This is a genomic window from Sphingobium sp. SG1, assembly GCF_057063145.1.
The window spans coordinates 255150-275181 of the sequence record NZ_JBVVOJ010000006.1 but is presented as its reverse complement, the minus strand read 5'-3'; the positions used below and the strand labels follow the sequence as shown (position 1 = coordinate 275181).

At 60.5% G+C, this 20032-nt stretch carries 21 protein-coding genes, 1 tRNA gene and 1 pseudogene; 9 read left to right on the top strand and 14 right to left on the bottom strand.

The genetic code is table 11. The annotated features are described in order from the left end of the window. Positions 1–34 precede the first annotated feature (34 nt). On the top strand, positions 35–439 hold the full coding sequence (locus AC0KVN_RS15775) for an NUDIX hydrolase (protein WP_435567246.1): 405 nt from the start codon (positions 35–37) through the stop codon (positions 437–439). A gap of 42 nt (positions 440–481) precedes the next feature. Here the strand turns inward: AC0KVN_RS15775 and AC0KVN_RS15770 are convergent, their stop codons facing one another. The 7 genes and pseudogenes from AC0KVN_RS15770 to hspQ form a co-directional block, all read right to left on the bottom strand. Then, positions 482–1552: a phytase gene (locus AC0KVN_RS15770; RefSeq protein ID WP_435567317.1), complete on the bottom strand. Its 1071-nt coding sequence runs from the start codon at positions 1550–1552 to the stop codon at positions 482–484. An 11-nt stretch (positions 1553–1563) separates the two neighbouring features. After that, entirely contained in the window at positions 1564–2964 is a 1401-nt protein-coding gene (locus AC0KVN_RS15765; RefSeq protein ID WP_435567245.1) for a purple acid phosphatase family protein, read from the bottom strand. 76 nt (positions 2965–3040) lie between these two features. Beyond that, a pseudogene (locus AC0KVN_RS15760) lies at positions 3041–5832 on the bottom strand (TonB-dependent receptor). Between the two features lie 132 nt (positions 5833–5964). Then, complete coding sequence (locus AC0KVN_RS15755) at positions 5965–6105, bottom strand: hypothetical protein (protein WP_017499045.1); 141 nt, start codon at positions 6103–6105, stop codon at positions 5965–5967. 145 nt (positions 6106–6250) lie between these two features. Continuing rightward, entirely contained in the window at positions 6251–8185 is a 1935-nt protein-coding gene (locus AC0KVN_RS15750; protein WP_202600257.1) for an OPT family oligopeptide transporter, read from the bottom strand. A 120-nt stretch (positions 8186–8305) separates the two neighbouring features. Continuing rightward, entirely contained in the window at positions 8306–9088 is a 783-nt protein-coding gene (locus AC0KVN_RS15745) for a GDSL-type esterase/lipase family protein (protein WP_435567243.1), read from the bottom strand. Continuing rightward, positions 9045–9416 (bottom strand): heat shock protein HspQ, encoded by a 372-nt coding sequence (gene hspQ / locus AC0KVN_RS15740; protein WP_435567242.1) that lies wholly within the window; start codon positions 9414–9416, stop codon positions 9045–9047. Before hspQ ends, AC0KVN_RS15745 begins: the two co-directional genes overlap by 44 nt. Positions 9417–9562: 146 nt before the next feature. On the opposite strand from hspQ, the gene AC0KVN_RS15735 reads away from it, so the two are divergent. The 4 genes from AC0KVN_RS15735 to AC0KVN_RS15720 all read left to right on the top strand — a co-directional run bounded on the left by AC0KVN_RS15735 (position 9563) and on the right by AC0KVN_RS15720 (position 13953). Beyond that, a tRNA-Ser gene (locus AC0KVN_RS15735) sits at positions 9563–9652 on the top strand. Between the two features lie 86 nt (positions 9653–9738). After that, positions 9739–10737 (top strand): DUF6538 domain-containing protein, encoded by a 999-nt coding sequence (locus tag AC0KVN_RS15730; protein WP_435567241.1) that lies wholly within the window; start codon positions 9739–9741, stop codon positions 10735–10737. After that, positions 10637–12772 (top strand): hypothetical protein, encoded by a 2136-nt coding sequence (locus AC0KVN_RS15725; protein ID WP_435567240.1) that lies wholly within the window; start codon positions 10637–10639, stop codon positions 12770–12772. The genes AC0KVN_RS15730 and AC0KVN_RS15725 overlap by 101 nt, the downstream gene beginning before the upstream one ends. A 221-nt stretch (positions 12773–12993) precedes the next feature. Continuing rightward, positions 12994–13953, top strand: a complete 960-nt coding sequence (locus AC0KVN_RS15720; RefSeq protein ID WP_435567239.1) for a hypothetical protein — start codon at positions 12994–12996, stop codon at positions 13951–13953. A gap of 38 nt (positions 13954–13991) precedes the next feature. Here AC0KVN_RS15720 and AC0KVN_RS15715 read toward each other — a convergent pair whose 3' ends face one another. Beyond that, positions 13992–14249 carry a helix-turn-helix domain-containing protein gene (locus AC0KVN_RS15715; RefSeq protein WP_435567238.1) on the bottom strand — a complete coding sequence of 86 codons (258 nt, stop codon included), beginning with the start codon at positions 14247–14249 and terminating at the stop codon, positions 13992–13994. 141 nt (positions 14250–14390) lie between these two features. Here AC0KVN_RS15715 and AC0KVN_RS15710 point away from each other — a divergent pair, with 141 nt between their 5' ends. Beyond that, a complete protein-coding gene (locus AC0KVN_RS15710) occupies positions 14391–14987 on the top strand; it encodes a hypothetical protein (RefSeq protein ID WP_435567237.1) in 597 nt (198 codons plus the stop codon). Between the two features lie 181 nt (positions 14988–15168). Here AC0KVN_RS15710 and AC0KVN_RS15705 read toward each other — a convergent pair whose 3' ends face one another. The 3 genes from AC0KVN_RS15705 to AC0KVN_RS15695 all read right to left on the bottom strand — a co-directional run bounded on the left by AC0KVN_RS15705 (position 15169) and on the right by AC0KVN_RS15695 (position 16381). Continuing rightward, positions 15169–15441, bottom strand: coding sequence for a hypothetical protein (locus tag AC0KVN_RS15705; protein WP_435567236.1), 273 nt, complete (start codon positions 15439–15441; stop codon positions 15169–15171). Between the two features lie 226 nt (positions 15442–15667). Continuing rightward, positions 15668–15799, bottom strand: a complete 132-nt coding sequence (locus AC0KVN_RS15700) for a hypothetical protein (RefSeq protein ID WP_435567235.1) — start codon at positions 15797–15799, stop codon at positions 15668–15670. A 21-nt stretch (positions 15800–15820) separates the two neighbouring features. Then, positions 15821–16381, bottom strand: coding sequence for a hypothetical protein (locus AC0KVN_RS15695; RefSeq protein WP_435567234.1), 561 nt, complete (start codon positions 16379–16381; stop codon positions 15821–15823). A 273-nt stretch (positions 16382–16654) separates the two neighbouring features. Here AC0KVN_RS15695 and AC0KVN_RS15690 point away from each other — a divergent pair, with 273 nt between their 5' ends. Then, positions 16655–17029 carry a hypothetical protein gene (locus AC0KVN_RS15690; protein ID WP_435567233.1) on the top strand — a complete coding sequence of 125 codons (375 nt, stop codon included), beginning with the start codon at positions 16655–16657 and terminating at the stop codon, positions 17027–17029. 14 nt (positions 17030–17043) lie between these two features. Here the strand turns inward: AC0KVN_RS15690 and AC0KVN_RS15685 are convergent, their stop codons facing one another. Next, entirely contained in the window at positions 17044–17304 is a 261-nt protein-coding gene (locus tag AC0KVN_RS15685; RefSeq protein ID WP_435567232.1) for a hypothetical protein, read from the bottom strand. Positions 17305–18063: 759 nt separating this feature from the next. Between AC0KVN_RS15685 and AC0KVN_RS15680 the strand changes: the two genes are divergently transcribed. Next, a complete protein-coding gene (locus AC0KVN_RS15680; RefSeq protein WP_435567231.1) occupies positions 18064–18618 on the top strand; it encodes a recombinase family protein in 555 nt (184 codons plus the stop codon). A 43-nt stretch (positions 18619–18661) separates the two neighbouring features. Here AC0KVN_RS15680 and AC0KVN_RS15675 read toward each other — a convergent pair whose 3' ends face one another. Then, positions 18662–18805 (bottom strand): hypothetical protein, encoded by a 144-nt coding sequence (locus AC0KVN_RS15675; protein WP_435567326.1) that lies wholly within the window; start codon positions 18803–18805, stop codon positions 18662–18664. Between the two features lie 21 nt (positions 18806–18826). Between AC0KVN_RS15675 and AC0KVN_RS15670 the strand changes: the two genes are divergently transcribed. Next, complete coding sequence (locus AC0KVN_RS15670; RefSeq protein WP_435567316.1) at positions 18827–19138, top strand: excalibur calcium-binding domain-containing protein; 312 nt, start codon at positions 18827–18829, stop codon at positions 19136–19138. Positions 19139–19302: 164 nt separating this feature from the next. Here the strand turns inward: AC0KVN_RS15670 and AC0KVN_RS15665 are convergent, their stop codons facing one another. Beyond that, positions 19303–19803: a hypothetical protein gene (locus AC0KVN_RS15665; protein ID WP_435567230.1), complete on the bottom strand. Its 501-nt coding sequence runs from the start codon at positions 19801–19803 to the stop codon at positions 19303–19305. Positions 19804–20032 lie beyond the last annotated feature (229 nt).

Here is a 20032-nt window from a genome sequence, read left to right as displayed (position 1 = left end):
GAGCGATCCGCCGCCCTTTCCAAATGGGAAGAGCATGAATCAGACAGAACCGCGGGTCGGATGCGGCGCGGCGATCCTGCGCGATGGCAGGTTGCTGCTGGTGCAGCGGCGGCGCGAGCCGGAGGCGGGGCATTGGGGCCTGCCGGGCGGCAAGGTCGACCTGTTCGAGACGATGGCCACCGCGGCCGAGCGCGAGATTTTCGAGGAGCTGGGCCTGACGATCAGGGCGCGTGAATTGCTGTGCCTGACGGACCAGATCGATGAAGCGCGCGGCACCCATTGGGTCGCGCCAGTCTATCTGGTCGAGGACGCGCAGGGCGATCCGGTGGTGATGGAGCCGGAGGCGCTGGCGGCATGCGGCTGGTTTGCGCTGGATGCGCTGCCGCAGCCGCTGACCCTGTCGACACGGGCGGCGCTGGCCGCCTTGCGGGCGCGATAGAATGAGGAAGGGCGGCATCGCGGCCGCCCCGTCCGGTTTCGGTCAGTTCGGCAGGTTCAATGCCCTGGCGATGTCGTCCCAGGCGACCAGCTTGAAATTCTGCGCCGCCGCCGCGTTATGGCCGTCCTGCGCAATGAACAGCCCGCCGGGATAGGCCGGGCCGAAATCGCCCAGCATCAGTTCGATGCCGTCGGTTTCCTCCGACCCGCCAATGGCGCCGTCGACCACGCGAAAGCGGCCGACATAGGCGTCATCCGACAGGCGGTAGGCGACATAGGCATTGTCACCCTGGCTGGAGACGAGGACATAGCCGTCCTTCGCGCCGATCGGGGCGATGGCGACGCCTTCGGCATCCATGACCAGATTCCTGCCGTCCGCCGCCGCGATCTTCGTGGGAGCTGTGGAGCCGCTTGCGCGCGCGTCGAAGCGCCACAGGCCGACATCTTCCTCCGCGACATAGAGGATGCCGGTGCGGTCATCCACGGCGCAACCTTCCGATTGGGTGCCAAGCTTCATGCTGCGGACGATCCGGCCGGTCGGCGTGGCGCCGGACGCATCGATCGCGACCTGATTGATCGTCCCGTCTTTCAGCACGATGAAGGCGTAGGTCGCCTCCGGCGCCTTGTACAGGCAGATGCCATAGGCCTCGCCCTTGCCGGCATCGACCTTGCCCAGGGCTGTCAGTTTCGCTGTCACGCTGTCGAGCCGGAACAGCGCCAGCTTGGCGTTCGCCACATCGTTGCGGTCCGACGCCACGACCAGGATTCCGGTCTGGCCATTGACGCTGACGCCATCGCGCAGGTCGACATTGTTGACCCGGCCGGCGTCCAGGAAATCGCGGGTCTTGCCGTCCAGGCCATAGACATAGAGGCCGGCCTTCTTGTCGGTGCCGACGATCAGGCTTTGCGCGGGATTGGCGGCATTGCGCCAGATCGCCGGATCGTCTGCCGCGTCGGCATTGGGCGTGCCGACCGGCGTGGTTTCGCCGCGCGCGGTGACATTCACGGCCGGGGTCGCATTGGCGATACGCACTTCGACCGGCACTTCCGTTTCGGCGGTGGTGCAGGCGGCCAGCGCTAGCAGGCTGGTGAACGACAGGGCTAAGGGCTTCATCACGATATTCCTCATTTGCCGCGCGCGACGCATTTGCCGCCATCGGGGCCGATATTGCCGGTACAAGTGCGCACCGCGATGGTGGGTTCGCTGGTGTCGGTCAGATGATTGCCGTCCGCCCGCTTTGTGAGGTCGAAGCCGTCATAGAGCTTGCCCGACGCGGTATAGGTGCGGAATTTCAGACGATCGCCATCCACGTCCACGACCTGATAGAGTTCGGTCGCTTCCGCCGTCTTGTCCGGCTGGGTGCGGGCACGGTCGTTGAGGCCGTACATTTTGGAGCCGGTGACCGAGACGAGATAGACCGGCCCCTGGATTGTGCCATTGGCCCGCGCCTGCGCCGATGCCTCGCGCCCGGCTTCGGAGGTCAGGCGGCTGTAGCAATGGTCATGGCCCTGCAGCACCAGATCGACCTTGCGCTTGTCGAACACCGGCTTCCACGCGGCCTTCACCTCGGACGTGTCCTGCGGTCGGGCGCAGGTGAAGACGGGCTGGTGGAACAGCACGACATTCCATTTCGCCTTGCTGGACGCCAGGGTGGCGTCGAGCCATGCGGTCTGCTGCGCCATGGTGCCGAGGTCGATCGCCGACGTGCCGTCCAGCACGATGAAGCGCACCCCCTGATAATCGACAAAATAGGTGGTCTTGAGGCCCGGCACGCCATTGGCGGGCAGCGCAAACTGCAGCGGGAAATAGGGGCCGAGCTTGCGGCTTTCGCTGCCGTCGGGCTTCACCACATCGACATATTCATGATTGCCGGTCGCGGGCAGTTGCGGGACGATCGACCAGTTATAGCCGGCCGCCTGATTGAATTCGCCCCATTCGTCGTCATGGTCGAGGTCGTCGCGCTGTGCGGCCAGATCGCCGGCATGGGCGACCAGCTCGATCCCGCCATTGGCGTGGAAAGCCTGGCGGATGACGCGGCTGGCATAGGTCAGGATGCCGTTCTGGATGTCGCCCAGATAGAGGAAGCGGAACGGCCTGGCCTCAGCCGCCGCGGTGCGGAATTGCAGCCATTCGCTCCAGCCCGCGCTGCCCTTCAGCCGATAGGCATAAACGGTGTCGGGCGTCAGATTGTCGAAGCGGATCTGGTGATAGAGGGCCGGGCCATTGGCGCTGTCCTTCGCGGTGCCGACGGGACCGGTCACGGTCCTGGCCTTTTCCTCCAGCGTCGGGCCGTCGACGGAGATGGCGATCTGCGCTTCGCTGGCGATCTGGGTGGCATCGGTACGCCAGGCGACGGCCATGCCGCGCGACGGATCGGCAGCAGGCGTCAGCATGATCCGGTCGGGCAGGGTGCGTGCCGCATAGGGCGTGCCGGCAGAGCGGGGCACGGGCGGGCTGGCGGTCGGCTGGGCGGAGAGCGGCGCGGCGCTCGCCATCAGCAGCATGGTCAGGAACAGTCGGGACATGGGCGTCCTTTCCGGGAAAACGGGACTTGCCGGCCGCGCAAGGGCGCGACCGGCAAGCGGGGGAAATCGAACGGGATCAGAAGCTGGCGGTGACGCCGAACTTCGCGGTCCAGTTATATTCCTCATATTGCAGCAGGCGCTTGGCACCGGCATAGTTCTGATAGGCGAAATAGGGCTCGTTGGTGGCGTTGATCCACTCGGCAAAGACCCGGACGCCCGGTGCGACGCGATATTTCGCGCTCAGGTCGAGCTGGAAATGATCGTCGACATAGCGATCATCCTCGGCCTTGCCGCCCAGCTCATCCAGATATTTGTCACGATAGGTGCCCGCAGCGCGCAGCGAGATCGGCCCCTTTTCGTAACCCAGGACGATGTTGAACGTGTTCTTCGATGAAGCCGCCAGCGGCACCTTGCGCGGATCGGCGATGTCGCCGTCGGTCAGCACCGTGCCCTTGGCATCGGTATAGGTGTAGTTGGCGTTCAGCAGCAGGCCGTCGAACGGCGCCGGCAGGAAGCTGAAGACCTGGCTATAGGACAATTCGAAGCCCTTGATCTTGGCCGTGTCGCCATTGATGTAGGTCGTCAGCTGATTGTAGTCGACGCCATAGATGGTGCCCGCTTCCTCGATCGTCTGTTCGACGACGAAGTCCTTGATCGACTTCCAGAAGAAGCCGCCTGTCAGCGCCGCGTTGGTGCCGAAATACCATTCGGCCGACGCGTCGATGTTCCAGGCGCTATAGGGCTTGAGGTTCGGGTTGCCGAGCGTCGCCTCGCCATCCTCGTTGATGTCGAAGCGCGGTGCCAGGTTGGACAGCTTCGGACGGACCAGGCTCTTATAGCCGCCGAAGCGGAAGACCAGGTTGGTCACCGGCTCGTAGCGGACCGTCAGGCTGGGCAGCCAGTTGGTATAGTTGCGCACGAAGCGGGTCGGCGTGATCGTGATATCCTCGACCTCGTCGCCGGTCGCCAGCGTCTGGAAGGCGCGAATGTCGTTGCGGGTCTGCTCCATACGCACACCGGCAATGACGCGCAGCGTGTCGCTGTCCCAGCGGCCCATCAGGTAGCTGGCGAGGATGTCTTCGGTCACCGAATAGTCGGACGTGGTCGAGTTGAGCAGCGTGTCGAACTCGTTCAGCTCGAAATTGGCCTGATTGTCATAGAAGAAATTGGTCGGGCCGGTATGGCTTGCCTGCGGCAGAATGTCCTGGATGCGATAGGTCTGGCCGCCGAGCACGTCGGCCAGCGTGTAATCGCCGTCATAGCCGTCATAGACATCCGACTGGAGATTATAGCTCTTCTTGCGCCAACGCGCCTTCATGCCGGTCTGGACGGTGAAGGTGCCACCATCGGTGGCGAAGGCGCGGCTGATGTCGCCCTTGATCGTATATTCGCGATCCTTCGAGTCCGACAACGTGGTGCGTTCCAGCTCGTTGAAGCCATATTCCGACGGGTCGTAGAAGGCGTCGGTGTTGCCGGTGACGGTGTAGGTCGGCTTCATCGGGTTGGAATAGTCGAAGCCGACGTCAACGCCGTCGCCATCGAAGCGGGCACGGAAGCGGGTCGGATCGATCGAACCATTTTCGCGCTCGCTGGCTTCCGACCAGCTACCCGAATAGGTCAGCTTCCAGGGGCCGGTATTGGTTTCGCCGCCCAGGGTCAGCGACTTGATGCGCTGCTTCTCGAACCGGTCCTTCATGCGGCGACGCACTTCGATGCGGCCGTCCTCGTCGCTGAACTGGGCCGAGGTGGCAGTGCCCGATGCGGGTTCTTCATCCATGATGAAGATCACGTCGCCGCGATATTCCTGATCCTCGAACTGGCTGTAGAGGCCGCGCGCGTAGAGCTTGGTGGTGTCCGTCGCCAGCCAGTCGAGGCTGAGCGAGCCGCCCAGGCGCTTACGCTGCACGTCATAGTCGCGATACTGGAGCTCCTCGGCATAGGCGATGCCATCGTCCGTCTGGTTCCAGTCGGCCGCCTCGATATTGTCGCTCTCGAACTTGCGCTTGTAATAGCTGAAGCCGCCGGCGATGCCGAAGCGGTCGGTGATGCGGGTCGAGAAATCGACGCTGCCCTTGGGCGTCAGCGCATCGGCATAGTCGTTATAGCTGCCTTCCAGCTTGACCGAATAGAGATCCTTCTTGCGGTCGAAGGCGCTGGTGGTCTGGATTTCGATCGAGGCACCGATGGTGTCGCCGTCCATGTCCGGAGTCAGCGACTTCTTGATCTCGATCGATTCGATCAGTTCCGAAGGGATGACGTCCAGCGCGACCGAGCGGACATCGCTTTCCGGCGCCGGCACGCGGGTGCCGTTGATCGACGCGGCGTTGAGTTCCGGGTCGAGGCCGCGAACCGAAACGAAGCGGCCTACGACTGATCGTTCAGGATGTTGACGCCGGGCAGGCGGCGGATCGATTCGGCGACATTCTGGTCGGGGAACTGGCCGATCGCGTCGCGGGTCAGGACGCTTTCGACACCGTCGGCCGCGCGCTGGCGCGACAGCGTCGACGCCTGGTTGGCGACCTGGCCGACGACGATGATCGACGCGTCGACGTTCGAGCCGATGCGGATGTCGGCATCGACGTCACCAGTGGCGGGCACGACGACGGTAGTGCGCACCGGATCGGCACCGGTGTAGCGGGCTTCGATCGTGTAGGTGCCCGGCGCGACGTCGGGGAAGCGGTAGGAGCCGTCACGGCCGGCTTCGGCAATGCGCCCATTTTCGACGATGCGCAGCTGAGTCGACTGCAGCGCGCGGGTGCCGGTGCCGTCGGACACGGTGCCGCTGATGGTGCCGGCCAGGGCGGCGACGGGCATGGCGGTGGCAAGGATGATCGCGGCGCGGCTCGCGCCACGGAACAAGGTCTTCATGGTGAATGCTCCCCTTCGGTTGGGGAGGCCATTGGCGATGAGTCCTTACGGCTTCATGGCAATATGATTGCAGTTAAAAGTCTGAAAAATTTAACTTATGTGACGTGATGCAGGGGCCACATTATAGGGCGCTCAGTCGCGCCGCCGGCCGCTGCGCCGGGACAGGCCGCCACGATGGTGCAGCCGGCCGCCTTTTTCGAGCCGCGCCATATGGTCGATGAAAAAGACGGCGCCGATACACAAGATGATGGCAATCAGGAATTCGGGCGGCACGTGGGCTCTCCAGCCTTTGGGTGATGCTGGAGAATTAAACCGCCGGACATAGAGTTTCGAGCCGCAGGCCGGCCCATATCCATTCTATTGTCGTAGGATTTTGAAGAATGGGGCGACCTGGCGTCGGTCGCCCCATCTCATCTTGTCAGGCGAGCGGTGCGGTCGCCCAGTGGCGCAGGCGCGCATAAAGGGCGGCGATCACGCCGGCGAAGATCAGCACCGACAGCGGCACCGCCCAATGGCTTTCGCCGACCAGCGCCAACGGAGCGTCGCTGTCGGTCGAGGCGACGATGCCGGCAAAGGCGACGCCGAACAGGCTTTCGCCGACGATGAAGCCGGTCGCCATCAGCACGCCCATGCGCTCGGCAAATTCCGGGTTCGCCTGGCGCAGCGACCAGCGATTGTAGAAATGGCCGATCACCGCGCCGACCGGGATCAGCAGGGTCAGCGCCATCGGCAGATAGATGCCCATGCCGACAGCAAGCGGAGGCAGGCGCATCTTGCCGGTCTTGCCGAGCAGTTCGTCCAGCGCGACCACGACCACGCCGATGCCGGCGCCAAAGCCGATCAGGCCCCAGTCGAGATCGCCGCCCAGCACGCCCTTGGCGAGCGCGGAAATGAGCGCGGCCTGCGGCGCGGGCAGGGCGGTCGCCTTGGCGCCGGGCGCGCCGGCAAAGCCGAAGGCGCTGTTCAGGAGGTCAAGCACTGGCGGGATCACCAGCGCGCCGAACAGCACGCCCAGCACCAGTGCGATCTGCTGCTTCCACGGCGTCGCGCCGACCAGCTGACCGGTCTTCAGGTCTTGGAGGTTATCGTTGGAAATGGTGGCGACGCCGAACACGATCGCGGTGGTGAACAGGGCATAGGCGATCAGCGCCTGGCTCTGTTCGGGATGGCCCGAGCCATAGATGGCGGCGAGGATCAGCGACGCACCCAGCACGGCGAGGATGCCGACGCCCGAGATCGGGCTGTTCGACGCACCGATAAGGCCGGCCATATAGCCGCAGACCGACGCGATGACGATGCCGGCGACCAGGATATAGGCCAGCGTCAGGCCGATGATCGGCACCGGATTGGCGGCGATCGGCCCGCCCTGGGCGAAGATCCACAGCAGTACCGCGATCGGCACCAGCGAGGCGAGGATGGTGCCGAAGACGATGCCGATCGGCAGATCGCGTTCGGTGATGTCCAGCGTGCCGGCGTCGCCCGACTTGCGGACCTTGGCGGCGTTGAGGGCGGAGCGGATGCCGCTGATGATCGGGCCGAGGATCTTGAGCAGGGTCCAGATCGCAGCGATGCCGATCGTGCCGGCGCCGATAAAGCGGGCCTTCATGCGGAAGGTGGTGCCGACCAGGTCGGCCAGGTCCGCGCCGGCGGGCAGCGGGCTGGTGAGATAGGGGACGATGCCGACCCAGCTGATCAGCAGGCCGACGAACATGGCGGCGCCGACGGAGATGCCGACCAGATGGCCGACGCCGATCAGCGCCATCGAGAAGCTGGTCGAGACCGAGCTGGCGCCCGCGCCCAGCTTGAAGAAGGTGGCGGCTTCTTCCGCCAGGATCTTGGTCTTGGCGATGATCGAGAAGCCGGCGGCGGCGATCGAACTCATGACGATGGCGGCCAGGCCGCGCTTATTCTCTTCCAGGCCCTCGCGCGAACCGGCGCCGACTTTCAGCACTTCGGCGGCGGCGACACCCTCGGGATAGGGCAGGTCCGATCCGGTGACGAGCGCGCGGCGCAGCGGCACCGAATACATGACGCCCAATATGCCGCCCAGCGCGATGGTGCAGGCCGACAGCCAATAGGGGAAGCCCTGCCACCAGCCGATGATGACCAGGCCCGGCAGCACGAAGATGATCGCCGACAGCGTGCCGGCGGCCGATGCGATGGTCTGGACGATGTTGTTTTCCAGGATCGTGCCGGTCGCGAACAGGCGCAGAACCGCCATGGAGATGACGGCGGCGGGGATCGAGGTGGCGAAGGTGAGGCCGATCTTGAGGCCCAGATAGACGTTCGCGGCGGTGAACAGCAGGGTGATGAGCGCGCCCAATATGACGCCGCGTAGCGTCAGCTCCGCCATCGGCACGGCCTTGGCCGAATCGGTTGTCACTGCTCTTTTCCCTTCGCCAGTCGATCGATCAAGCGGCTGGTAATAATGTTGCTGGCGCTTGGATCAATCTTAAACTGGCCGGCAGGACGGTCAGGAATCGCGGCCGGCGCTCGCATCCGCCAGCACGGCATGGTCCAGATAGGCGTCGACCAGCCTGGTCCAGCGCTCGTAACCGCGCGGATTCATGTGCAAACCATCGGCACGGAACAGCGATGCATCGGGCAGGCCGTCGGTGGCGAGCAAGGGGCGGCCGACATCGAGATAATCGAACTTCATCGCCTTGCTGCGCGCCGAAACGGTCATGTTGACCGCCGCCATCTGGGGCCAGAGCGTCCAGCGGATCGGGCTGGGCTTGAGCGAGAGATAGGCGATATGCGCCCTGGGATAGTCGGCGCGAAGCTGGCGGAGCAGGGTCAGCACGTCGGTAGCGACCTTGTCCGGCGTGGCGCCGGCGGCCAGGTCATTCTCGCCGACATAGACGATGATAGAGCGCGGCTTGGCCTTGGGCAGCAGCCGCTTGTAATAATGGAGCACGTCGGGCGTGGTCGCGCCGCCAAAGCCGCGATTGACCGTGCCGATATCGGTGAAGCTGCCCTTTATGTCCCACAGGCGGATGCTGGAACTGCCCAGGAACAGCGTGGCGTCGGCGACCGGCGGGCCGGCCGCTTCCGCTTTCGCAAAGGCGGCGATCTCGTTGGAGAAGGGGAAGGTCGGGTCGGCATTGGGAACCGCGACCTTGTCCGGCGCCTGCCTCGGCAGCGGGGCAGCCTGCAACGGCCCGGTCGCGGCGAGCAGCAGGGCAAGGCCCAGCGCCGCCCGCCAGTGCGGCTCAGTGCCGATGGCGCGGGCGCAGCGGATATTTGCCATCCGCATAATCGCCGAACAGGCCGGTGATCGCCGGGTGATCGACCGGCTCCTCGCTATCGTCGGCCACCAGATTCTGCTGGCTGACATAGGCGACATAGCTGTTCTCGCCATTTTCGGCGAGCAGGTGGTAGAAGGGCTGCTGCTTGTCGGGCCGGGCATGTTCGGGGATCGATTCATACCATTCCTCGCTGTTGGCGAAGACCGGGTCGATGTCGAACACCACGCCGCGAAAGCCGAAGCTGCGATGCTTGAGGACATCGCCGATGCTGAAGCGGGCATGGACGACCGGCGGGGCGGTGATGCCGGTACCGATATTCTGAATCGTGACTTTCATATGACCAATTTAGGGTGCCCGCGCAGGGAGACAAGAAAAATACCGAAAAGGGTGCTTGGCAAGGATGGAATCATTCGCTAATGGGCGCCCCTCGACCCGATCGGTGCGGCATTTTCCCTTGCGGTTCAATGCTTCCGGTCTTCTGCGGAGAGGTGGCAGAGTGGTCGAATGCACCGCACTCGAAATGCGGCGTGCCCGTGAGGGTACCGAGGGTTCGAATCCCTCCCTCTCCGCCAATCTTCCCGTAAGATTGTGAGATAAAACGATTTCTTCCTGATCCACGGCTACCGAGCGTTCAACCGCTACACAACGGTGCTACAGAATGAGATCGATGACATATCTCCGGGCGACCACAGATGGTGGTTTCGAGGTCCGCATGACCGTCCCGAAAACGCTTCAGTCGATCATCGGAAAATCCAATCTCACTCGACGATTGGGACGGGTGTCTCGATCAGAGGCTAATCGTCGGGCCGCTTCGGTGATCGTCAGGTTTCAGTCTCGGATCGAGGCTGCGCGTGAGGGGCGGCTTGACGAAGATGCTGCGTCACCGTCGAAGCCGGTAATGATCTCTCAGGCTCGCCGGATCGATCCAGCGCCAGCACCCAAAAAGGTGCCATTCGAGGCGATCATCAACGGCTATCTGCTCGAACGGAAACCTGCTGCTTCGACGATCAAGCGCTGGAGGCCTGTATTCGCTCATTTCAAGAGATGGGTCGGCCATGATGATGCGGCGAAGGTGTCGGCGGATGATATCGTTCGTTGGAAGGAAGAGCTACTTCGATCTGGCATCTCCGGCCGCAGCGTGCGGGAGGTCTATCTCGCTGGCCTCAAGGTTGTGTTTGGGTGGGCTACGGAAAACCGGAAGATATCAACGAACCCCGTGACCGGCATTTCGGTGCGGGTGGCGAAGCCCGCACGTTTGCGTGAGCGAGGATTCACGGACGTTGAGGCAAAAACGATCCTACGGGCAGCACTCGGCGGAGATCATGGGAATGTCTCTGAAGCCCACCGGCGCGCGCGACGTTGGGTTCCGTTCTTATGTGCTTATACAGGGGCGCGCGTGGGCGAAATAGCGCAGCTTCGAGGGTGTGACTTCATACAACGCGAGGGTGTGTGGCTTACTCGCTCCTTCGGTCAGGGCGGATGGGACACCCACGACGCCCGACACGTCACTCAAATCCCCGGTCGCTTATCGCCGTCTGCCTGGGGGACAACGCATTTTGGACGAGACGAACTTGCTTGGCATCCCGAAAGGCACTGCCGTCCCCCAACTCGTGCTGTGGGAACGGTTTCGCGACAAGGCGACCAAAGGAGCTACTAGGCTGTTCCTGTCGCCGACCCATTTTGCGCGTGGACGGTCACGAGGATCGAGCGGTATTTCTGCCACTTCCACCATCGGAAGCACCTTCTCAACAGAGGAAATTCGATACTGCGAGGAAAGGCTGCGGGAAAGCTATCCTGGCTATCCCAGCCTGCATGATCTGACGTTCGATACCGGACGCGATCTTTGGGTGGCGCGCTTCTTCAATTCTCCGCTCGACAAGAATCCGTCGTCCGTGATGTTGGAGAACTATACGACGATCCAGATCAACGGCTCTCACCATGTCGATCCGCCGGAAGCGCTGATCTTCCCACTGGGACAGATGATGGACATCTGGGTCACACGTTACCGGCGCGAAGCAGACTTGGACGCCATGACATTGTCGGCAGCCCAGGCGGCGAATGGCAATGAATGCGGCCGGGACGATGGTAGGCAAGATAGAGCGCGATTCGAACCCGATTTCTACCGATCCACTCGCGCTGCGTCGGACGGCGCTACCGTGCGTATGGCTCTCGAAACTTACCTGCCTGACCTGATTGAGCGGGAAAGAATCTGCCTGTTGCGTGGGCCGGAGGGCGTCGCAAAGACGAGTTCGATCATGAGCCGCCACCCCGAGATCATGAGCCGGATCAATCGGCCCGGCCTCGCCCTGTATGCCTTCGCCGATTACAAAAATGCGCAGGAAAAATGCGATCAATTCAATTCCCTCGGGCATGACGGCATCGTTGGCGTTGTGTGGCCGAGCTTCTCCCGCGTGTATAAGGAGCTTTGCGAAGAAATCGGCATTGCTGAGATCAAATTCGCCGACGCAGCAAAATCGGGATTCCAGTCCATCTGGTCGGAGGTTGAACGCAAGCAGTCACAGATCATCAAAGCAATGCGGAGGCGCCATGCCGATCTTTGGCACCAGGTCGGCAATGCCAAACCTGTTGTCTTCACAGTCCACGATGTCGCGCACCGATGGGCCGATCGTAATCGCACTCGCCGATTGTGGAGCCGCACATTTTGGGACGAAGAGGCAGACCAGGAACAGCAGTTCGAAGAGACCAAACTTGCGTTCTTGATTCACGATGAAATCAAGACCGCCACGTTTGTCGATTTGACGCCTGCTTCGACCCTTGGCTGGGTCCAACTGCTGCGATCGGAAAACCCCGCGATCTGGCGCGAGAACCATTTCTCGCTCCAAATGAAAGCTATCGAAGATCACGCAGAAAAGCACGGGTGGCCTGACGGTCAGGAAATTGACCTCAACCAGGCGAGGCGACTTATGGGAATTCAGGATTGGACCGCAGTGACCACCGCTGACACCGGAGAATATGCCGTTCGCGCTTGCGACGATCCTGAAAAGGACATCTACAGCCGCCGTCATGGCAAGACCTGGCATGTCAGGCCGCGAAAATGGTGGCGTGACGGCGTTCACCACGTCGCCCCTCGGATCATCCTTCTCACGACAGAGTTCGTCCCGACGGCTGTCGCGCAGGCGGCACATCCCGAAATTCATGTGCTCAATTTCGAGACGAATGGGGTGCCGCCGGATGAAGTGGAACTTCAGGTCGAACGGGACGTGACTGCCGCTAATCTCCCCGCTATCCTTCAGGACCGCATTCCTATGCTCCGTGCTGACAGCGGCCAGGACTGGAGTGCTGTCTCGAACAAGAGCGGCGGCCTTGACCTCCAGTTTGAGATCGAAGCGCTCACCCATATGGCTGCACGTGGTTCCAATCGATTGATTGGCAGGAATATCCTGCAAACCGCGACCTTTATGTCGCAAAGTCAGTATGAGGAGTTGCAGGCGCTCAATGCCTGGATCGGGCGTCGGGACTTGGTCCTGATGACCCATATTGATGAAATCAATCAGTCATGCGGCCGTAACTTGCGCTTTCGACGCCAGGGGCGCGAGCGTCATATTCTTCTCATGAACCGGCGGCTTTACGGGTTACTCGACACGAGCGGGATGTTCGGCGCTTTGCGCTATGGCCTGACATTGCACATGGATAACGATGCGCGGAAAAATTCGCGGCGTAATGCGGCATAGCGGGTCATCCACGCGAAACTCACGGCGTTTGTGTCTCTGATTAATGCAAGCGCCGCAGGAGCGCCAGTCGGGCAAGATGGCAATACCAATGCCCGCGCTCTTCTTCGTGTTTGATATCTATATGAAAAGAATAATGACTTTCTGGCTCCGCAATGCTATGGAAGCGATCTAAAGACGAATGAGGAGACCGGCAAATGATATGACCTTTACGGAGTATCATTATGCACAGCATTACCCCGCTTGATGGCTGGCTGCTCAACGAAGCAGTCGCACTCGATCTTGCGCACCCTGGTTTCGTCGGTTCCCTTTTGCGCGCCAGCACTGAACGGCGGCATGTTTCTGCTGCCTTCTTGGCGGTGTCGAATATCAAGGAAGCGGATAGAGCCGAAGTCGCGACCTTTCTTGCACGAGCAGATCATCGCACAATTTTGACGGCTGCGTTCCAGCGGGTGCCGCGCGGCCTGCGGCGCGCCCTCGCAAAGAGCGGTGCCAAGTCGCATGACGCAGCTTATTACAAACGCCTGTATCGCGCTCTCGCGACTGGCCCCGCCCATGTGATTGCGGCGGTTCAGCGCATGGAATCGTTGTCTCCAAGTTGTTTGACGATGATCGAGATGATGCCAGCCGACCTTTGCGATCATCGGGTTGTCGCCCGGCTCCATGGTCAGGACCAGGCAAGCGACCTTGTCAAAGCGGTCCGTCTCATGGTGCAGAATGGCATCGACCGACCCAGTCTGGCGTCGGCTTTGGTTCGTTCGACGGCATCGATCGAAAGTATCGTCCAGCGATGGATGCTGCGGTTGCCATTTCCGCCGGGTCCGATCCCGGCGCAATGTGGTTTCCGCCCGATTAGGGACGGAATTGAGCTTCGGGAAGCTGCATTGCGATATCGTAATTGTTCACGGCATTATCTCGTCGGGACGCTGACGGGCGAAAGCGCTTTCGGGGAATATCGACACGCTGATGGTCGCCTGGCAATGGTCCGATTCGAGCGCCGCGATGGGCTTTGGCACCTGGATGGCGCATATGTGGTCCGGAATCGATCTATTCCTGCCGATATCAAGGAAGCTGTGGAAGCGCTGGCCGGGCGGCACGGGATTGTGGAGCACCGAGCCCATAAGGCACGCGAGGACGACATGGCTGCGTTGCGTCGCTTCGGGCGATCGATTTTCAGTTGGTAAGCGGTAGTCTGTTGCGCGCCAGTAGATCAACCGCATCGCTACACTTCGATTTTGTGCGGAAAGCCTTCGGTCACGCGGGCGAACATGTCTGCGGGTTCGATGTCCAGCGCACGTGCGATCGTGTAAAATTCGAGGACATCGATGCGACGATGTCCGCGTTCGATATTCGAAATTAGACTTTGATCTTTGCCCAGGCGCGTCGCCAATTCTTCTTGAAGCACGCCTTTTTCGCGGCGGATTTCAGCAAGGGCCGCCCCCAGCTTTAGGCTTGGTTCGGAATAGACCGTTCGGCCCATGATAGTGCTCTCGACAAGAGGAGCACTCCAGCTATATGCGAAATCACCATATGCGATTTTCACATATAGGTGACGTATTCAACGGGTTACGGTGGTCTAGCGGATGACCGTTCTCAAAAAAATGGGGGGCAGATCGCGATCATGCGCAGATATATCGTGGATCGAGTGTGGAACGCGGAGGGTTGGGAAGCCAAGCTGATTGACAGCCATTTTCTGAGGAAGCTTCGTGGCCTCAATGATGCGCAGAAGCGCCACAACGCGGCTGTCTATGTTGAAAAGTCACGAACGCACCGGAAGTGGGCAGGGATTGCAGCCGCCTTTCTTGCATTCTCGCTCATCACCTCACTTATCGAGTGGGACACGGAGCGATTGCACACGTCGTTCTGGGTCATGATCATTGCCCTAGCGTGGTTCCATTATAGTGGTAGGGTGGAGCACCTATTTCTGAACGTGATTGAAGAGATCGATCAACGCCTCGTTGCAGACACCGACGCAAAAGCACGTTTCGTGGAACAGCAGGCCGAAGTTGAACACCAGTTGAACGTTCAAATTGCCCAGGAAGCGCGCGAAGTCCGACAAGCGAGCGCTGACGCGAAAGTCGATAACCTTCGCTACGAGCTTCAATCCCTGCACAACGATCTGGGGCGGATGACCGAGAAAGGGGAAGTTCGCACCGCCGCACAAATTCGTGGTCAGATTGCCAGGGTTGAGTCCCAGCTTCGCTCACTTGGCGGTTGAGGCACGGCGGCTGTCGAATGCTATTCTAGATCGGCGGCTATTTTGATCAGCCTGGCTGTCGATCGTCTTACTAGACCATTTCAATACCCTTTTATGATCCCGATCCGTCGAACCCCTCAGAAAATCGTGCCTTTAACCATCCAGGAGACCGTATCCCAAAAGAAGTTAATTCTGGAGGAGATCAGGATGCCGGGCTGGTGCTGCGCCGGTAACAGCGACCACGCGGAAGACCGGTCAGGTTGACTGGCTTCTTGCCTGCAATCTCGAAGTTCGGCCTGAGCAGTTCCAGGATAGCGGCTTCCGCCCTTCGCCAATAGAAGCCCTCCGAGATCAGATCATCGAGATCAGGGATCAGCATCGCAACCGGTGGTTTGCCAGCATCGGCCGCCGCTACGATCTGATCCCGCCTTTCCTCGACAGCCCGGAACACTGCGTCTGCGACATCAGGGAACATGAACTGGCCGAACGGTTCTTCAGGCAGTTCAGAAGTTATCGCCCTTCACTCGCCAATCGCGCAAGCATGGCCTGGACATCGATATAGCTGAACCGTTCGATCGAAAGATTGGCGGCGGCGAACTCGTCACCCGCATCTGTTGCCTCACCGTGTCCCATGCCACGGAAGCAGTGTATCGTGCCATCAGCGTTTTCGACCTGGTAATTGGGCGCGTGGCCGATACCAGTCAGGCCGAACCGAACATAGGCTGGGCCAGGGTTTTCGGGCCTAATCCGAGTGCGACGATGTTCCCCATGACCTTTCGGAAATAGCTTGGGTCGGCAACCTTTTCCCAAGGCATCATCTCGGTATCGCTCATATCTGATCTCCTATCCTTGGGTCAGGCGCCACGCATTGCGCGACGATATTCGTGAAGATGGTATCCGCGATCGGCGACAGCTTTCACGGCGCTCTTGAGATCGAGGTCATAGCCAACCGCAGCCTTGAGGGGCGAAGAGATCGTATTGACGAACATCCACCGCCCTCCGTCCGGGGTGTCAGGCAGTTTCGTGCCATCGCGAGTGTTGGTCAGGCCGATCTGGCGCGGGTTCTTCGAGCTTTTGAACAGGTAGAGGCTGACATAGTCGGCGCGGCGATAACGGCTCGCTTTATAGAAGGGCACTGATGCCAGCTTGATGTCGCTGGTGTCGTGGACATAGCCATTGCTCTCCATGATCTGGCGGACCATATGGCCGGTCATCTGCTTCACGCGATCATCAAGCATGGGTTCGCCGATCTCCTGGAGAAGAATGTCCTCCATGGGCTTTAGGGCAGGTTGATCGAGGTCGCTAGCGGTCTGCATCCGTGCAATGTTGTCGCCTTGGTTGAGCAGCAACCAGAGTTTCTCTCCCAGAGGCGTGTTATAGACGCTGGCAAATTTGTCGGGACTATACGGCTGCATATGATCGACTCCATACCGGGGCATATCACCCTATGATGGATTGATAGGGAGTTTTATCACCCGGTCAAGATACAGGGTGAAAAAATCCGGTGTTGTTCTGATCGCACTTAGCGCCAACCTGGCACTCGCCTCTCCAGGGCATGAAATCGAACGATGGCACGCCAGTGTTCGGCGGAACATCGATCGTGCGCGCTGTGTTATTTTCGCACATCGACCTACCGAGCCTCAGCAACGATAAAGGTCGTATCGTCCTGCCGTTCCACTCGAATAATAATGACGGATTCAGGCGATTTTGTTATATTTAAGTCCATGAAAGGACAAAGAAAAGTGCCATGGATACCTCATGGCAGCGAAAGCCGATTTATCGAAAAATCCATACGCGGGATGCAGAAGGACAACGAACGCGAGGCCAGCATCGGATCGCTCACCAACATCAAGCGCGAAATGCGCGCCAGACTTCATATTGAGCGCCCTGGCGCATCATCGGCAGAAATCGAGGCGAGCATTGAGCGCCAGTGCAGCCGAGGGATGAAGCCTTACCAGCCTCTTGGATTTTTCGCGCAAGCCGCGCCGGAGGAAAATCTCGTCAGCGAAAAGGACCAGGCTGAACGACAGCGAAAGAAGGGTAGACGATCGACGAAGCGTTGATCCCCCGACGGCGATCATCGACCGAACCGCAAAGCCGCCGAACGAAATTGGTCGGCGATCGCCGCTTCGAAAAATCCAATTGAGACCTGACTGCGGTCGCTGCGATGAACCCGCCGACAACGAATGCCGCGTTCGTGGCAGCCCAAAATGAGTTCATCGCCCAGCCACTCGACGCATTCCATGACACCGACTTGGAACTTTACGACGTGGAAATCTGAATCATCGCACACACCGGCCTGAAGGCCTCGTGCCATCAAGAAAGGAAATTTCTGCATCCATTATTTATGCCCGTCGAGGACAAGAAATGGCGCGCAGATCGCCACCAGTCATCGGGCGATCAATCCCACTCTTTCGTTCCTGGCGCGTGAACTGTCCGACACCCCCGTTTTCCTGGCCGGTCTGGCCCCTTGGCGATGCAGCAGCCCGGCACCGTCTCGCCAGGAGATGAGAACGGATAGTCGTGCATCATATTCTTCCTGGAGGATTGATCGCGCGCACGCTGATCGCGCTACGCGCGCCCATCGGTCGCGGGCGATCGGGCCACTCGCCTGCCGCTTCGCTTGGTCGAGTGACCCGTCGCGATTAGGGATCGGGAGATACGCACCTTAACTTCACAGGGGCGGAGTGACCTGGAGCCCCCTAGGGGGGCGTAAGGTGTATTCCTCATAATATGTATGATTCACACCTTATATCCCCCTTTCATCAGGCCGCCTCTGGCGGCTCTCATCTCACCCCCTCCGACGTGGCTATAAGGTGCGTATTTCGAGTTCATGGTGATTTCAAAGGCCCAGGCCGAGATCGGAAGCGATAGCGCCCGACGAGGCCTGGCTCGCGGACGATGCAAGCGCATCGCGCGCATCGGGCGGGCACTCCATATTCCGACAGAACCATCGCATGCCGATCACCGCCTCATTCGGGTAACCACCAACGACACACGCGACGGCACATCTTTTCCGCCCCGTTTGGGTCGATTTCCTGGTATAATACACGTCTGATTTGAATGCCTTAGAGCCATACGAGACATAGGAGCGCCGATGGGACGAGTGCTGGGCTACGCCAGGGTGAGCACGGATGACGGCCAGGATGTTTCGACCCAGAAGAACCGCCTGGAAGAACTCGGCGCCGTCGTCGTATTCAGCGATGTTGGAAACGGGTCATCACTGGCAGGCCGCGATCAACTTGAAGCCGTCTTGCGCCTGCTCGAACCTGGCGATGTCCTGATGACGCTGCATCCCGATAGGCTTGCCCGCGATACCGCTGACCTCCTCTCGATCGCCAAACGGGTGGTCGGCAAGAAAGCCGTCCTGCGGATCGTCGATCCCAGCATCGAGATGAACGGTGAAGACCTGATGGCCGAGGTCATGCTGACGATTCTGGGTCTGGTGGGCTCTGTAGAGAAATATTTCGGGAAAGCTCGCCAGCGCCGTGGCATCGAAGCGGCGAAGGCGCGCGGTGCCTACAAGGGCCGACCCGCCACCATCGATCCCGCTACCATTAAGGAACTTCGCGACCAGGGGCTCGGCGCCACCGCGATCGCCAAGCGGCTCAAGATCGGCCGGGCTAGCGTCTACCGCGCCCTGGCGGCATGATGAGAACGATTGATTCACCGGCGAGAGATATCGTCGCGCAATGTCATTCAAGAAGCCCTTCCGCGCCGTCCCGATCACCCTCGGTGAACATTACCAGGCGAAGCGGACGCGTGGAGAACGCCTCGGCATCGTGAAGCTCTTGGGAGGTGCAGTCGGACTTGGCCTGATTGCAGCCTTCGCGCTCCATGCCTGGGATCGGACCTCTGTGATGCCATCGACACCGGCAGCCACCAGGAACGATGATCCCCAGCCCATCGCGGGACCGATTCCCGAGCAGACCCTGGCTTATGACCGAGGCACCAGCGCGGACGATCTCGATGCCCAGCAGCCAGCAGGCGGATCAGGGAGCCTTCCGGCCTCTCGCCCCGTCGCATCAGCAGGTTCATCTTGGTCATACCGGAACTGTCGGGCCGCCAGGGCTGCCGGTGCCGCGCCGCTATATATCGGGCAGCCCGGCTACGGCCCCCATATGGACGGTGACGGCGATGGCATCGCCTGCGAACCATATCACGGGCGATGAAATAGACGCCCCTCGATATCATCCGCGATCATGCCCCGTCTGAGCAATCGCCCCGATCATAATCGCCAGGCCGACCACCGATCGACACCAGGGCGGCCACATGTTCCATTTATAGTGCGTCAACGAGAAGCCGCGCCACTGTCGAAGCAACGCGGCCTCCACACTTAAAAGCCAGCCTTGATGCCTAGCGCGTAATATTTGGGTCCGGCATTACCCTTGATGCTGAAGCGGGGGCCGAGCGGCAATCCAACCGTTCCATAAGGACGGACCTTATCACTGCTAAAGCGAACCCCGCCGCCAATCTCTGCGAAATGGGGGATCGAATAGGTGGCTTCGATCTTGCCGTAGGCCTTTACTGCCGTATCGTCACACTCGCTGTCTTTCGCGAACTGCCCCGTCTGACTATCCCGGCAGCGAGTCTGACCATTGCTGAAAGTATCCTCATAATAGCGATCATTGTCGCCCTTGTAGATGAAGGCACCCACTATAGGACGCAGAGCGAAGCGTCCGGCGGTTAAGGTGTAGCCAATGCCAAGCTCTCCACCCCAACGGTCGTGAGCGCGAGCAGCATTGGCCTCGATCATGACATCATTTGCCATAGCCGGAGCGCAAGGAAATGCGATTGCAGCAGCAATCGCTACAGCAGTATATTTCTTAATAAACAATATTACCCCCATAGCGCGAAATGCGCGGGGCGCCGATTAGAACAACACCTTCTGAAAACCAACCTTATTTCATACGGCTTTCAGCCGATAATCTCGCGGGGACTTAATCAACGCGAGACGTTCCGCGCAGGAACGGGACGAGGGCGCGTGAGCCCATGTCCTAGAACGCCCTTGCCTCCCTAGAAATCATTGCCGGTCCAGCAGGATCGTCGCGCGGATGATCGCTGCA